Below are 13,845 nucleotides of genomic sequence, written 5' to 3'. Positions count from 1 at the left end.
TTTCTTGACAAAATCTTTTTTCAACAAAGTGTAAAGGATGCCATGAGGCATCCTTTATTTTTATCCCGCTATTTGCGGGCTGTAAAACTCCCGCCTCAAAACTTAAGGGAAACAAAGAAATTTAGGTGAGAGATTAACAGCCCGTAAAAGCCCGATTGGTCGGGCTAACACTCAGTGGGGAATGAAGAAAACTCCCACTGAGTGAAGTTTCACTTTACGTAAGTACGCAGTTCTGTTTTGAAAAGTTCGGCATGTTATAATAAAAATGGTAGAAAAATAGGTTTGTAATGGAGTGGAAACATTTAAAGGAGGGTTACGATATGACACTAAAAATCCAGCAATTAACGAAAAAATTTGGTGACAATGTTGCTGTAAATAGTCTTAACCTGACATTACCAAAAGGTGAAGTTTTAGGTTTGTTAGGACGAAATGGTGCTGGGAAAACAACAACGATTAAAATGTTGTTAGGATTACTAACGCAAAATGAAGGCGCGATTACATGGGATGGGTGTGACATCTCAAAAAGTGGTATTACAATTGGTTATCTTCCGGAAGAGCGAGGTTTATATACGAAAAGTAAAGTTATTGATCAGCTTCGTTACTTCGGTAGGTTAGAAGGTATGACAAAAAAAGAAGTGGATTCGGCAATTGATTACTGGTTAGAGAAATTAGCAATTCCAGAATATAAGCATAAGATGGCGGGGGAACTATCGAAAGGGAATCAGCAAAAAATCCAATTAATTGCAGCGCTTATTCACAATCCAGAGCTCCTTATTTTAGATGAACCTTTTAGCGGTCTTGACCCAGTAAATGCAGGGATGCTTGCAAATATTATTGAAGAGCAAATTCAAAAAGGGAAGACAATTATTTTATCGAGTCACCGTATGGAGCAAGTGGAGACGTTCTGTCAACATGTTTGTATTTTAAAGAAGGGTGAAGCAGTTGCTGAAGGAACGTTAAGTGATATAAAGAAAGAATACGGTTTTCGTAATTTGATTATTGAAGATGAAGAGAGAAACGAAGAAGTATTGCAAAAGTTACATATATTATATGAAAAGAAGCATGGTTCTCTTTACATAAAGGTTAATGATGCGAAAGAAGCGCTTTCTATTTTGCAAAACCTACAAGAGCAAGGGTTATCTTTGCACCAATTTAAAATGTTAGAGCCGACATTAAATGAAATCTTTGTAGAAAGGGCGAAATAATGATGCGTAAATTTTCACATGTATTTTCATTTTATTTTCGAGAGTCATTTCTATCGAAAAAATCATTAATTACAAGTGGTATTTTATTTTTAGTTGTATTTGGTATTTTTGCATTTAATCATTTTACAGCGGATAAAGATGGCACTGAAGATAAGGATAAGTTAGCAGTTATTGTAGATGGTACTACATATAAAGTAGAGGAAGAAGCATTAAATGAAATATTACCATCCGCTACGGTCAAAGTTGCAGAGCATGAAAAGTTAGAAAAGCTACGTAAACAAGTTGAAAAAGGCGATTTGGATGGTTTATTCCATGTGACTGAAAAAAATGGTGTGCCAGAAGTTACATATATGTATAACGGTTTTCCGAGCCAAGTAACATCTACAATTGTTGCAAACTACTTTAAACAGCAATATACAGCAGTGACGATTGCGGAAAATAATGTTTCCCCAGAAGTAGCTGCGCAGTTACAGGCAGATGTAGTTGTAAAAGAAGAAGCAATAAAAGATCGTACATCTTCATTTGGAATTGCATATGTATTTACGTTTCTTTTATACATGTTTATTGTTGCTTTTGGAAATACGATTGCAATGAACATTGCAACAGAGAAATCATCTCGTGTCATGGAGCTTATGCTTCCGAAAGTAAAACCGCTTCACATGATGTATGCGAAAATTTTAGCTGTTGTTACGACGGCACTTTTACAAATTGCAATTTTAGGACTTGGATTTTTCATCCCGTATTTACTTGGATGGGTTGATGTAGATAATGCTTCATTATTTGGTATACCAATTGACTTAGCAAAAATCGATGCAATGATGATCAGTATGTTTATTCTTTACTTTATTACAGGTTACTTGCTTTATGCGATGATGTATGCCGCGGCTGGAGCTGTCGTTTCAAAAGTAGAAGATATACAGTCTGTTGCATTTCCGGCAACTATTTTAATTATGGCCGGTTTCTTTATTAGTATTAAGTCATTAGGAGATCCTAGCAGTACAATTGTTGTGATTAGTTCTTATGTGCCGTTCTTCTCCCCAATGGTTACTTTCTCTCGTATTGTAGCAGGAGAAGCGGGTACGCTTGAAATTAGTGTTACCCTCGGTATTTTAATTGCAACCATTGTTGTTTTAAACTGGCTGGTAAGCCGTATTTATGTAAATGGTGTGATGAATTATTCTGATAAGGTGAAGTTTAAAGATTTAGCGAAATTTATAAGAAAATAGAACGAAAGCACATCTCATTTTTTAGAGGTGTGCTTCTTTTTTTCGCTTTTTACAACTTGTAAGAGTAATACTTCGAAACTGGAGAGAAGTAAAGGAGCTTAGGTGGGAGATTAGTGGAATGAAATAGAAAGACCCTTTATGTTTTCGCCTATTTTCATTCACCACTAGCACCCCTTATTCATACAATATCATGACTAAATAAACACCCAACCTACACAAGGACAGCTCTGGCTTAAGCAAGGAGGGTTATAACAATTGAAGGAAAAAGGATTTCAATCTAAACCGTTACTCACAAAGAGAGAGAGAGAAGTATTTGAACTACTTGTGCAAGATAAAACAACAAAGGAAATTGCAAGTGAACTTTTTATTAGCGAGAAAACAGTGCGTAATCATATTTCAAATGCAATGCAAAAGCTAGGGGTTAAGGGGCGTTCACAAGCGGTTGTTGAGCTTCTTCGTATGGGGGAGCTTCAATTATAAGAGATGAAACCGGCTTTTACAAAAAAGCCGGTTATTTTTGTTGCTTGCAAATTAAGAGGAAAAGAAGGAAAATAAAGAGATGTAAATCCTCGAGTGAAGAGGAGTGGCATATTTTAATGCATGGACATGCTTATTTGTTCTCATTTCGAATTACTCATTATAAGGTAAATAGAAGAGAACGTGTTATTTGGTGTATAAGGTACATAGTAAACCGCTTCTATTAGTCTATCGGCAATAAAGTGAAACTTCACTCAGTAGGGGCTACATTCCTCGGTGAGTGTTAGCTCGATCAATCGGGATTTTAAGGGCTGTTAAACATAGGATAAAGCGGATTATTTCATTGTGTACATTTGAGATTATGTATGAGAAAACGAGGCGATTGTTTTGAATAGAGCGATTGGTGTAATTGATTCAGGTATTGGCGGTCTAACGGTAGCAAAAGAATTGATTCGGCAGCTTCCGAAAGAACGTATTATATATGTAGGAGATACAGCACGTTGTCCGTATGGTCCACGTTCTCGAGAGGAAGTAAGACAGTTTACGTGGGAAATGACGGAGTATTTACTTGAGAAAAATATTAAAATGCTTGTGATTGCATGTAATACAGCGACAGCTGTTGTGTTAGAAGAAATGAAAGAAAAGCTACCGATTCCTGTAGTTGGTGTTATTCATCCAGGATCGCGTACAGCGTTAAAGGTGACCCGAGCGCATCATGTTGGTGTAATTGGTACAATTGGTACAGTGAAGAGCGGGGCATATGAAGAAGCGTTAAAATCTATCAATAATCGGGTGATGGTAGAAAGTTTAGCGTGTCCACCGTTTGTTGAGCTTGTCGAGAGTGGTAACTTCGATAGCAAGTTAGCTTACGAGACAGTAAAGGAGACGTTAGAACCATTAAAAGAAACAGAAATAGATACCCTTATTTTAGGGTGTACACATTATCCGATTTTAGGTCCAGTCATTAAACATGTAATGGGTGATGATGTGCAACTTATTTCTTCCGGTGACGAAACAGCACGTGAAGTAAGTACCATTTTGTATCATAGTAAAATGTTAAATGAAGGTGAAGAACAAAGTGATCATCTTTTCTTGACGACAGGAGAAGTTGGTGTGTTTAAAGAAATTGCTTCTAAATGGTTCGGGCAGCCGATTGAAAATGTAAAATATATCACGTTAACGGAAAAGACATTCTAACAGGATGTCTTTTTTTGTGTAGTGGTTGTCATTGCTTGTTCTAAAGTTAGAGCGTGGCTCGTATATATAAAGTACAAACTTAGATTTTAGGAGGAGAATGTATGCCTAAATCCACTTTCAAATGGTTGATTTGTGCTGTCTTAAGTACTGCTGTATTAACAGGTTGTGGTTTTTTAAATCAAGAGAAAGAAACGGAACAAATTGATCCGCCTAAAAAAGTAACATATACAGATGAACAAGCAAAAGAGAATGGGAAAAAAGAAGGAGAAAAGAAAGAGACTGCAAAGAAAGAAAAGGCAGAGCAGACAATTGGTCGTGAATTATATCTTGTTGATAAAAATGGATATGTTGTACCGCAAACTGTAAAGTTACCGGTACCAAAAGGGAATGCGGTAATTCAGCAATCACTTGAGTATCTTGTCAAAAATGGGCCGGTGACAGAGCTACTGCCAAATGGATTTCGTGCAGTCCTTCCAGCAGATACAGCGATGACAGTAGATGTAAAAAAAGACGGAACTGCCATTGTTGATTTTTCAAAAGAATTTAAAAATTACAGTAAAGCAGATGAACGTAAAATTGTTGAAGCGGTCACATGGACATTAACGCAGTTTAAAGAAGTGAAACAAGTGAAGTTTAGTATGGACGGGAAGAATTTAGTGAAAATGCCCGTTAATGGAACACCGCTTGGAAATGGTGTAAGCAGGGAGAATGGGATTAACTTTGATAATGAACAAGTGACAGATATTACAAATACGAAAGCAGTTACTCTTTATTTTATCGCGCAAGAGGGGAAAGAAAAGTACTATGTTCCAATAACGCGCCGTGTAGCTGAAGGTTCGGAAAATGAAGTTGTAACAATCGTGAATGAACTATTAAAAGGTCCTTCAAATCAATCGTCCCTTGCTTATGATTTTGATACGGAAGTAAAACTATTAAATAAACCACAAATTGAAGATGGGAAAGTAACGTTGAATTTTAATGAGAATATTTATACAAGTAAGAAGGAAAATAAGATTTCTGACCTTGCGCTAGAATCGCTCGTTTTAACATTAACAGAGCACGAAGGGATTAAAAATGTGGCGTTAGAAGTAAATGGAAAAGCGAATGTTGTGAACGAAAAAGGAGAAAAGTTAGTAAAACCGGTGAATCGCCCGCAAAACGTTAACACAGGTAGTTTTTAATTACTTATAATTTGATATACTTATGTAAGAGAGGGGAACCAATCAATTGAAGAGTTCCCCTTCTTCTATTTATACATAACATACTTTTAAAATAGGCTATACTAACAAGTAGTAGTTACAAGGGGGTTATTTTCATGCGAGTAGATAATAGACAAGCATTAGATTTACGACGCATACATATGCATACAAATTATTTAAAACATCCAGAGGGATCTGTACTAATTGAAGTTGGTGATACGAAAGTTATATGTACCGCAACGATTGAGGACCGTGTTCCCCCGTTTATGCGCGGAGAGGGAAAAGGATGGGTAACAGCAGAGTATTCTATGCTTCCTCGTGCGACAGAGCAGCGTACAATTCGCGAATCGAGCAAAGGGAAGGTAACAGGACGTACGATGGAAATTCAGCGTTTAATTGGGCGTGCGTTACGTGCTGTTGTTGATTTAGAGGCGTTAGGTGAGAAGACAGTTTGGATTGATTGCGATGTAATTCAAGCTGATGGCGGGACACGCACTGCTTCAATTACAGGAGCTTACGTGGCGATGGTACTTGCATTCCAAAAGCTTGTTGAAGCAGAAAAGTTACCCAAAGTACCAGTGCATGATTACTTAGCTGCAACATCCGTTGGCATCGTTGAGGAACAAGGTGTTGTGTTAGATTTAAATTATATTGAAGATTCACAAGCAAACGTAGATATGAACGTTATTATGACTGGTAAAGGACAGCTTGTTGAAGTGCAAGGAACAGGTGAGGAAGCGACATTTAGTCGCAGTGAGTTAAATGAATTACTTGATGCAGCAGAAATAGGAATTTTAAAGCTTGTTGAAATCCAAAAAGAAGCACTAGGTGAGATTACAGCTCAAATCGGATAGAGGTGAAGGAAATGAAGCAAGTTGTTGTAGCGACGAAAAACAGCGGTAAAGCTCGTGAATTTGCGGAGTTATTCGGGAAGTTTGGTTTACAGGTAAAATCATTACATGATTTCCCTTACATTGTAGAAGTAGAAGAAACGGGAGAGACATTTGAAGAGAATGCAATTTTAAAGGCGGAAAGCTTAAGTAAGCAGTTGAATGAAATTGTAATTGCTGATGATTCAGGGCTAATTGTAGATGCTTTAAATGGAAAGCCGGGTGTATATTCTGCTCGCTACGCTGGTGAACAAAAAGATGATCAGGCGAACATTCAAAAGGTATTAGAAGAGCTACATGGTATTGAGCAAGATAGTCGTAAGGCTCGTTTTTATTGTGCGTTAGCAGTTGCGTTCCCAAAAGATGAGAAACAAACGGTTATTGTAAATGGTACGTGCGAAGGAGAAATTTTAGAACAACCACGCGGTGAAGGTGGTTTTGGATATGATCCAATCTTTTATGTAGAAGAGTATAAACGTACGATGGCAGAATTATCGTCTGATGAAAAAAATGCGATTAGTCATCGTGGGCGTGCACTTCGCAAATTAGAAGAAAAAATTCCGGCATGGTTTTTAGGGGAAAAATAAGGGAGCGAGAAAAATGAGAGCGTTAATTGTGAGTGATAGTCACGGCTCTGTAAGAGAGCTAGCAGAGTTGAAAAAGCAGTACGAAAATAATGTTGATATTATGATCCATTGCGGAGATTCAGAACTTACAGCTCAGCAAGCTGAGTTACAAGGTTTTCATGTTGTAAAAGGAAATTGTGATTTTAATCGTGATTTTCTAGATGATATAACGCTAGAAGTAGAAGAATCGCGTTTTTTCATCACGCATGGACATTTATATAATATTAAAATGAGCTTACAAACTCTTCTGTATCGTGCAAAGGAATTAGAGGCAAATGTTGTTTGCTTCGGTCACTCACATATGCTTGGTGCAGAAATTATTGATGATATTCTCTTTATTAATCCAGGTAGTATTTTATTACCACGTGGAAGAAGAGAAAAAACATTCGCTTTGTTACAAATAGAGGGAGAAAATATTCACATTCAATTTCTAACATTGGATGGTACAATCGTTGCACAAAAGCACTTTTAATAGGATGAAGTTTTCTTCATCCTATTTTTAAAAAAGATGTTGACTTTAATTGTAGGCGGTAATATAATAAAAAATGTCGATAGGGCGCATAACGAAAAATAACATATGCGGGTGTAGTTTAGTGGTAAAACAAGAGCCTTCCAAGCTCTGGTCGAGGGTTCGATTCCCTTCACCCGCTCCATGTCCCGGTAGCTCAGCAGGATAGAGCAACGGCCTTCTAAGCCGTCGGTCGGGGGTTCGAATCCCTCCCGGGACGCTAAAAAAACCTTGTTATCAAAGATAACAAGGTTTTTTATTTGTTTTCAATCCTGTATTTTGTATTTATAAAAAGGTTCTTCCTGTTTTGTATCTTCAAACCATTTCATCCCTGTATAGATAAAACCGACCTTTTCTAATATTTTTAAAGAATCTTTATTTTGAGGATCTGTAGATGCATGGATGATACGTACCATTCCATGGTGTTTCGCAATTTCGATGCAAGCTTGCGCGGCTTCAGTTGCAAATCCCTTTCCCCAGTATTTCTTACTAAAATGATAAATCAACTCTACTGTTTCCGCTGTATTTGTAATATTAAATCCAGCAGCACCAATAATGATGTTTGATTTTTTCTCCTTTACAGCATATACGGATAAATTATATTTTAGATGACAATTTCGATAGCCTTCTATAATTTGAGGTAATAAATGATGCGCGGTGGCGCCATTGCAGAGATCCATAACTTCCTTGTCTCCCCAAAACTCTTTTACATACTTAAGATGTGCCTCATTGAATACACATAACTGTAAACGAGTAGTTTCGTATACAATCTCCATTTATTTCACCTATCCATTAAGTAATAAAAAAGCAAAGACAAATTTATGCCTTTGCTTTTTCTCTCGTTAGTTGTTAATAAACTTCTCAAACACGTGTCCGAAGTCTTTTACGTTGTATTGGTTTTTTGTATCAACAAGCCAGTTAAATGCAAATTGATTAATTTCTTTAAATTGCTCTGCAACGTTTACTTCAGCGTTTCTTACGTTATTTAACGTAGAAGATGCCATTTCTAAGCTTTTATGTGCATATTGTGTAGCGATATCGTTATCGTGCATAATCTCTTCAATCTTTAAAAGGGCTTTATATAAATCTTTTACTTCTTCGATATGCTTTTTATGAATATCGATAGAATAGTTTTCTCCACCCATTGTGAATTTAATTTCCACATCTAAATCAATTGTACCTGCTGTTTCAAGTAAAACGTTATAAATGCGGTGTGTATTATAATTATAACGGCGCAGTGTACGCTTTTTGCTTACAGCGCTCGTTCCATCTACGTGAACAAGTGCTGTGTTTGTAAAGCAATACTCATCCGTTTTTGATTTGATTAAAAAGTAAATCTTCTCATTTTCTTCATGCATGATGTAGTCATCAGCGTCTGTTTTGTCATAATCAGCAGGTGTAATAACCGCGCCAATATCACTTAAACCAAGCATATCATTTGCAACTTTTTTAAACATAAAATTTCATCCTCTCAATTTACATTTTAAGGCTTTTCAACGTAAGTATATCACGTTTAAGAAGGAAAATGTTTGAATTAAGGTAAAGATAAGAAACCTTACAACTTTGTAAGATATATGTAAGAGATTTCGATGGTACGAAAATATAGAAACTCTATAATAGATGGTAAAAGAATGAAGCGAGGAGAAATGAATCATGAAAGGATTGGTTCTAGCGGCATTAACCGCTGCCTTTGGATTTGTTGCGTATGAAAAATGTTTGCATGTCATTGAGATTGTAGAGAATTTGATTTCATAGATCACGTTTACAAGGGGAACAGAAATGGAATGGTTGTTTGGCGTTATTGGGATTTGTAGTGTAATATTACTGCTACTATTTCCGGTTGGGGTAGTAAGTGTAGGTACAAACTTATTTTTTATGTTCTTAATTTTAAGTACGATGCTGGCGATAATGATTCTTATGCAGCGGAATCGTCCGATTTTCTTCTTTTGTATAGCGGTAATGGTTATAATCCTTCTTCAAATTATAGCCCTCTTTCTTTATCCAGAAGTGACAAATGCTTTCAAAATATAGTTAGATTGAGAGAAAAGCTCTTTTTCTTTGTCTTGAGTTGTAGCTATTATATAAGTGTTAGATTCCATTGTTTTAATAATTAGAAGTGATATGTAATAGAAAAGAATCAAATTGTTACAGAGTGCATAGTTAGCTATGATTTGTCCTCTAAAGAACTTTTTCAAAATACGTTTCTATATAACCGAACTGTCCGAATATTGTGTTCTGCATAATCATTTGTTATATTTACTGTAAAATGCAATTAAAATTTTAAAAAAGAGGCGGACTTATGAATAAAAAAGAAAGTACAGTCGTATTGTTTCCGCATTTATCAGCTCGTTACGTAGAAGAAGGATTTGCTGCATTAAAAGAGAGGCAGTTCGAAAAGGCGTTAAGTTGCTTCGACTCATTACGTCAATATGAGGCGCATACAGAGCAATCAGAGCTTGCCGCTGTTATTTGTTTACTTGAATTAAAGGAAATGAAAGAGGCAAGAGAGCGTTGTGAAGAGCTGTTTCAAACAGGGACGCTACTATTTGGTGACATTTTAGAGACATATGTGACTATTTTAGTGCAAATGAATGATTATGAAGGTATGATCGAAACGGTTGAAACAGTGTTGCAAACGAAAGAGATTACCGATGAACAACGAGAGAAACTAGCACAGCTGGCGCTGTTTGCTAAAAGTATGATTGATAGTGAAGGAAACAATCAAGTAGACGATGGTAGTTTATTTGATAAAGAGTTGTTTGTACATGACTTACATGCAAATAATTACGGGCAACAACTTCGAGCAATTCAACGAATATCATCTCATAATGTGGAACAAGTTTTACCTTTGTTATCTGAGTTTTTAGTGGATGAAACGAAACATCCGTATATAAAAACTTCTATTCTACATATATTGATGGAATGTGGTGTAGAGGAAGAGATAGAGGTTGAGAAATTTGGTGAAAGAATTACGGTAGTTCCGCAGACGTTGCAAGTCGATGATACCTTTACAAATGAAGTGTTACATATGTTATCTACTCATGTAGAAAGTGATAACCCAACATTGTACGAAACGATTGTTACATATTGGAAAGAAATGCAAGTTAGTGTGTTCCCAATTCCTTTATTTACCGATAAAATTGAGGTGTGGGCTGCTGTTCTTGAGAGAATTGGACGAAAACGCTTTGGAATGACGATAAACGAAGCTGATTTACTGTTTACATATAACATTACCATTGAAGAGCTCCATGTTGCATATAAGTGGTTTTTACGTATTGAGAAAGAAGGTTATATGCCAGTATAATGAAAAAGAATGTTTCGGTTATTGAAACGAGAATATTCTATGTTATAATGTAAGGGTTGCAAAGGGCATAACTGTGCCTTTTTGTAAGAGAATAGAAGCTATGTTCTCTTACTTATACGTTTCATATTATTCTCGAACAAAATATACCGCTTTTGTCTTATGACAAATAGTAGATTGAGAATAGATGAGTTGATTGTATCAACTCTACTAACGATGCTTCATCTTACTTGATGAAACATGAAAAGCCTCAATCCTAGAGGTATGTGCATACATTATTATAGTTGGAGGGAAAGAATAAATGACTGCAAAATGGGAAAAATTAGAAGGTAACGTTGGCGTATTAACAATCGAAGTTGACGCTAAAGAAGTAAACAACTCTATCGACGCTGCGTTCAAAAAAGTAGTAAAAACAATTAACGTACCTGGCTTCCGTAAAGGAAAAATGCCTCGTCCACTATTCGAACAACGTTTTGGTGTAGAATCTTTATACCAAGATGCTTTAGACATCCTTTTACCAAAAGCATACGGTGAAGCAATCGATGAAACTGGTATCTTCCCAGTTGCTCATCCTGAGATTGACATCGAGAAGTTCGAAAAGAACGAGAACTTAGTGTTCACTGCAAAAGTAACTGTAAAGCCTGAAGTAAAATTAGGTGAATACAAAGGACTAGCAGTAGAAAAAGCTGATGCTACTGTAACTGACGAAGATGTAGAGAACGAATTAACATCTTTACAAGAGCGTCAAGCTGAACTTACAGTAAAAGAAGAAGGCACTGTAGAAAACGGTGATACAGCTGTAATCGACTTCGAAGGTTTCGTTAACGGTGAAGCATTCGAAGGCGGAAAAGGCGAAAACTATTCTTTAGAAATCGGTTCTAACACATTCATTCCAGGCTTCGAAGAGCAATTATTAGGCGTAAAAGCTGGCGAAGCGAAGGAAGTAGAAGTTACATTCCCAGAAGAATACCATGCTGAAGAGTTAGCTGGTAAACCAGCAACATTCAAAGTAACAGTTCACGAAATCAAAGTAAAAGCACTTCCTGAGTTAAACGATGAGTTCGCGAAAGATGCTAACGAAGAAGTTGCAACTCTTGATGAGTTAAAAGCAAAAATTCGTGAAGACTTAGAAACTGCTAAGAAAAACGAAGCTGAAAACAAACTTCGTGACGAAGTAGTAGAAAAAGCAGCTGCAAACGCAGAAGTTGATATTCCAGAAGCTATGATCGAAACAGAATTAGATCGTATGGTTCGTGAGTTTGAGCAACGCTTAAGCCACCAAGGTATGAACCTTGAGCTTTACTTCCAATTCACAGGTACTGATGAAGCGAAATTAAAAGAGCAAATGCAAGAAGACGCTGCAAAACGCGTACGTACAAACCTTGTTCTTGAAGCAATCATCGACGCTGAAAACATCGAAGTTGCAGAAGAAGAAGTAACTGCAGAAATCGAAAAAATGGCTGCAATGTACAACATGCCAGTTGATGCTGTAACACAAGCTCTTGGTAACTTAGAAGGCGTAAAAGAAGACCTTAAAGTTCGTAAAGCTGTAGAATTATTAGCTGAAAACAGCAAGTAATAAATGGAAACTTTCATAAAAGATTATCTTTTATGATGAGCCCGTTCATATCGGGATAAAAAAACAAGGCACGATATGCATCGTGCCTTGTTTTATAAATAAATAAAACATTTTTTAAACTGAGAAGGAAAATGAGTTCAAAAGTCGAATATACATACTTCAATAAGTTTTAAAAAGTTTTTATTTGTACATAACTAATCATATTATTTGTATTTCTGGCCACGTAGTGACATAATATGTATTTACATACGATACATTATTATCGTGTACATACGTAGGTAAGAGTCCAGCACTTTGTAAGGGGTGTGAAAATATGTTTAAATTTAATGATGAAAAAGGGCAATTAAAATGTTCTTTTTGTGGCAAAACACAAACGCAAGTCCGAAAGCTTGTTGCAGGTCCTGGTGTTTACATTTGTGATGAATGTATAGAACTTTGTACGGAAATTGTGCAAGAGGAGCTTGCGAAAGATGAAGAAGTAGAATTCAAAGATGTACCAAAACCGATGGAGATTCGTGAGATTTTAGATGAGTATGTAATCGGACAAGATCAAGCGAAAAAAGCGCTAGCGGTAGCGGTATATAATCATTACAAACGCATTAATTCAAACAGCAAAATTGATGATGTAGAATTAGCGAAAAGTAATATTGCTCTTATTGGACCAACTGGTAGCGGTAAGACGTTATTAGCACAAACATTAGCGCGCATTTTAAATGTTCCATTTGCAATTGCTGATGCAACATCGCTGACAGAAGCTGGATATGTTGGGGAAGATGTTGAAAATATTTTACTAAAGCTAATTCAAGCAGCTGATTATGATGTTGAAAAGGCTGAAAAAGGTATTATTTACATCGATGAGATTGATAAAGTAGCACGTAAATCAGAAAACCCATCTATTACACGTGACGTATCTGGTGAAGGTGTGCAACAAGCACTTCTGAAAATTTTAGAAGGTACTGTAGCAAGCGTTCCACCTCAAGGTGGTCGTAAACACCCACATCAAGAATTCATTCAAATCGATACGACAAACATTCTATTCATTTGCGGCGGTGCATTTGATGGTATTGAACCAATTATTAAACGTCGTCTTGGTGAGAAAGTAATTGGTTTCGGTTCTGAAAAGAAAAATGCAGATGTAACAGAAAAGCATGTGTTATCACATGTTCTACCAGAAGATTTATTGAAATTTGGATTAATTCCAGAGTTTATCGGTCGTCTTCCTGTAATTGCAAACTTAGAGCCACTTGATGAAGATGCGCTTGTTGACATCTTAACAAAGCCAAAGAATGCACTTGCGAAGCAGTTTAAAAAATTGTTAGAGCTGGATGATGTAGAATTAGAATTTGAAGAGGATGCACTGCTTGAAATTGCGAAAAAAGCAATTGAAAGAAAAACAGGTGCACGTGGACTTCGTTCTATTATCGAAGGCATTATGTTAGAAGTGATGTTTGAGCTTCCATCACGTGAAGACATTGAAAAATGTATCATTTCTAAAGAAACAATAACAGAAAATGCAGTACCAAAATTAGTATTGCAAGATGGAACTGTTCTTGAACAGGGTACGAAAACATCTGCATAAGTAATCGAGAAACAGCAATTTTATAATTGCTGTTTCTTATTATGTTTAGCGTCTTTCC

General features: G+C 36.3%; 14 protein-coding genes and 2 tRNA genes. 14 read left to right on the top strand and 2 right to left on the bottom strand.

Features of this window, described 5'->3' with window-relative positions; genetic code table 11:
• Positions 1-320 precede the first annotated feature (320 nt).
• The 10 genes from BAMA_RS19495 (at position 321) to BAMA_RS19450 (ending at position 7,548) form a co-directional block, all read left to right on the top strand.
• Positions 321-1,205 carry an ABC transporter ATP-binding protein gene (locus BAMA_RS19495; RefSeq protein WP_034642535.1) on the top strand — a complete coding sequence of 295 codons (885 nt, stop codon included), beginning with the start codon at positions 321-323 and terminating at the stop codon, positions 1,203-1,205.
• A 2-nt stretch (positions 1,206-1,207) separates the two neighbouring features.
• Positions 1,208-2,431 carry an ABC transporter permease gene (locus tag BAMA_RS19490; RefSeq protein WP_034642544.1) on the top strand — a complete coding sequence of 408 codons (1,224 nt, stop codon included), beginning with the start codon at positions 1,208-1,210 and terminating at the stop codon, positions 2,429-2,431.
• A 255-nt stretch (positions 2,432-2,686) separates the two neighbouring features.
• Positions 2,687-2,911 (top strand): spore germination transcription factor GerE, encoded by a 225-nt coding sequence (gerE, locus tag BAMA_RS19485; RefSeq protein WP_034642534.1) that lies wholly within the window; start codon positions 2,687-2,689, stop codon positions 2,909-2,911.
• A 378-nt stretch (positions 2,912-3,289) separates the two neighbouring features.
• Positions 3,290-4,105, top strand: coding sequence for a glutamate racemase (gene racE, locus BAMA_RS19480; RefSeq protein ID WP_034642532.1), 816 nt, complete (start codon positions 3,290-3,292; stop codon positions 4,103-4,105).
• A gap of 101 nt (positions 4,106-4,206) precedes the next feature.
• The gene (locus tag BAMA_RS19475; RefSeq protein ID WP_034642531.1) at positions 4,207-5,286 is read left to right on the top strand and encodes a GerMN domain-containing protein; all 1,080 of its coding nucleotides are present in this window, start codon (positions 4,207-4,209) and stop codon (positions 5,284-5,286) included.
• A gap of 134 nt (positions 5,287-5,420) precedes the next feature.
• Positions 5,421-6,158, top strand: coding sequence for a ribonuclease PH (rph, locus tag BAMA_RS19470; protein WP_034642530.1), 738 nt, complete (start codon positions 5,421-5,423; stop codon positions 6,156-6,158).
• 11 nt (positions 6,159-6,169) lie between these two features.
• Positions 6,170-6,781 carry an XTP/dITP diphosphatase gene (locus BAMA_RS19465; protein ID WP_034642528.1) on the top strand — a complete coding sequence of 204 codons (612 nt, stop codon included), beginning with the start codon at positions 6,170-6,172 and terminating at the stop codon, positions 6,779-6,781.
• Positions 6,782-6,794: 13 nt separating this feature from the next.
• Positions 6,795-7,292: a metallophosphoesterase gene (locus tag BAMA_RS19460; protein WP_034642526.1), complete on the top strand. Its 498-nt coding sequence runs from the start codon at positions 6,795-6,797 to the stop codon at positions 7,290-7,292.
• Between the two features lie 107 nt (positions 7,293-7,399).
• A tRNA-Gly gene (locus BAMA_RS19455) sits at positions 7,400-7,473 on the top strand.
• A gap of 1 nt (position 7,474) precedes the next feature.
• Positions 7,475-7,548: transfer RNA gene (locus BAMA_RS19450), tRNA-Arg, on the top strand.
• A gap of 46 nt (positions 7,549-7,594) precedes the next feature.
• On the opposite strand, the gene BAMA_RS19445 is transcribed toward BAMA_RS19450, so the two are convergent.
• Together BAMA_RS19445 and BAMA_RS19440 are read right to left on the bottom strand one after the other, a co-directional pair.
• Entirely contained in the window at positions 7,595-8,104 is a 510-nt protein-coding gene (locus tag BAMA_RS19445) for a GNAT family N-acetyltransferase (protein ID WP_034642524.1), read from the bottom strand.
• A 66-nt stretch (positions 8,105-8,170) separates the two neighbouring features.
• Complete coding sequence (locus BAMA_RS19440) at positions 8,171-8,785, bottom strand: PH domain-containing protein (RefSeq protein ID WP_034642523.1); 615 nt, start codon at positions 8,783-8,785, stop codon at positions 8,171-8,173.
• A gap of 322 nt (positions 8,786-9,107) precedes the next feature.
• On the opposite strand from BAMA_RS19440, the gene BAMA_RS19435 reads away from it, so the two are divergent.
• The 4 genes from BAMA_RS19435 (at position 9,108) to clpX (ending at position 13,787) form a co-directional block, all read left to right on the top strand.
• Positions 9,108-9,359, top strand: a complete 252-nt coding sequence (locus BAMA_RS19435) for a hypothetical protein (protein ID WP_034642521.1) — start codon at positions 9,108-9,110, stop codon at positions 9,357-9,359.
• Positions 9,360-9,627: 268 nt separating this feature from the next.
• Positions 9,628-10,632: a hypothetical protein gene (locus BAMA_RS19430; protein ID WP_034642519.1), complete on the top strand. Its 1,005-nt coding sequence runs from the start codon at positions 9,628-9,630 to the stop codon at positions 10,630-10,632.
• A 298-nt stretch (positions 10,633-10,930) separates the two neighbouring features.
• Entirely contained in the window at positions 10,931-12,208 is a 1,278-nt protein-coding gene (tig, locus tag BAMA_RS19425; protein ID WP_034642518.1) for a trigger factor, read from the top strand.
• A 313-nt stretch (positions 12,209-12,521) separates the two neighbouring features.
• Positions 12,522-13,787 (top strand): ATP-dependent protease ATP-binding subunit ClpX, encoded by a 1,266-nt coding sequence (gene clpX / locus BAMA_RS19420; RefSeq protein WP_034642517.1) that lies wholly within the window; start codon positions 12,522-12,524, stop codon positions 13,785-13,787.
• The last annotated feature ends 58 nt before the right edge of the window (positions 13,788-13,845 follow it).

The organism is Bacillus manliponensis (assembly GCF_000712595.1).
In the GTDB taxonomy this organism is placed as follows: domain Bacteria; phylum Bacillota; class Bacilli; order Bacillales; family Bacillaceae_G; genus Bacillus_A; species Bacillus_A manliponensis.
Note: the sequence above shows the minus strand (reverse complement) of the source record. Positions and strands in the feature narration are given on the sequence as shown.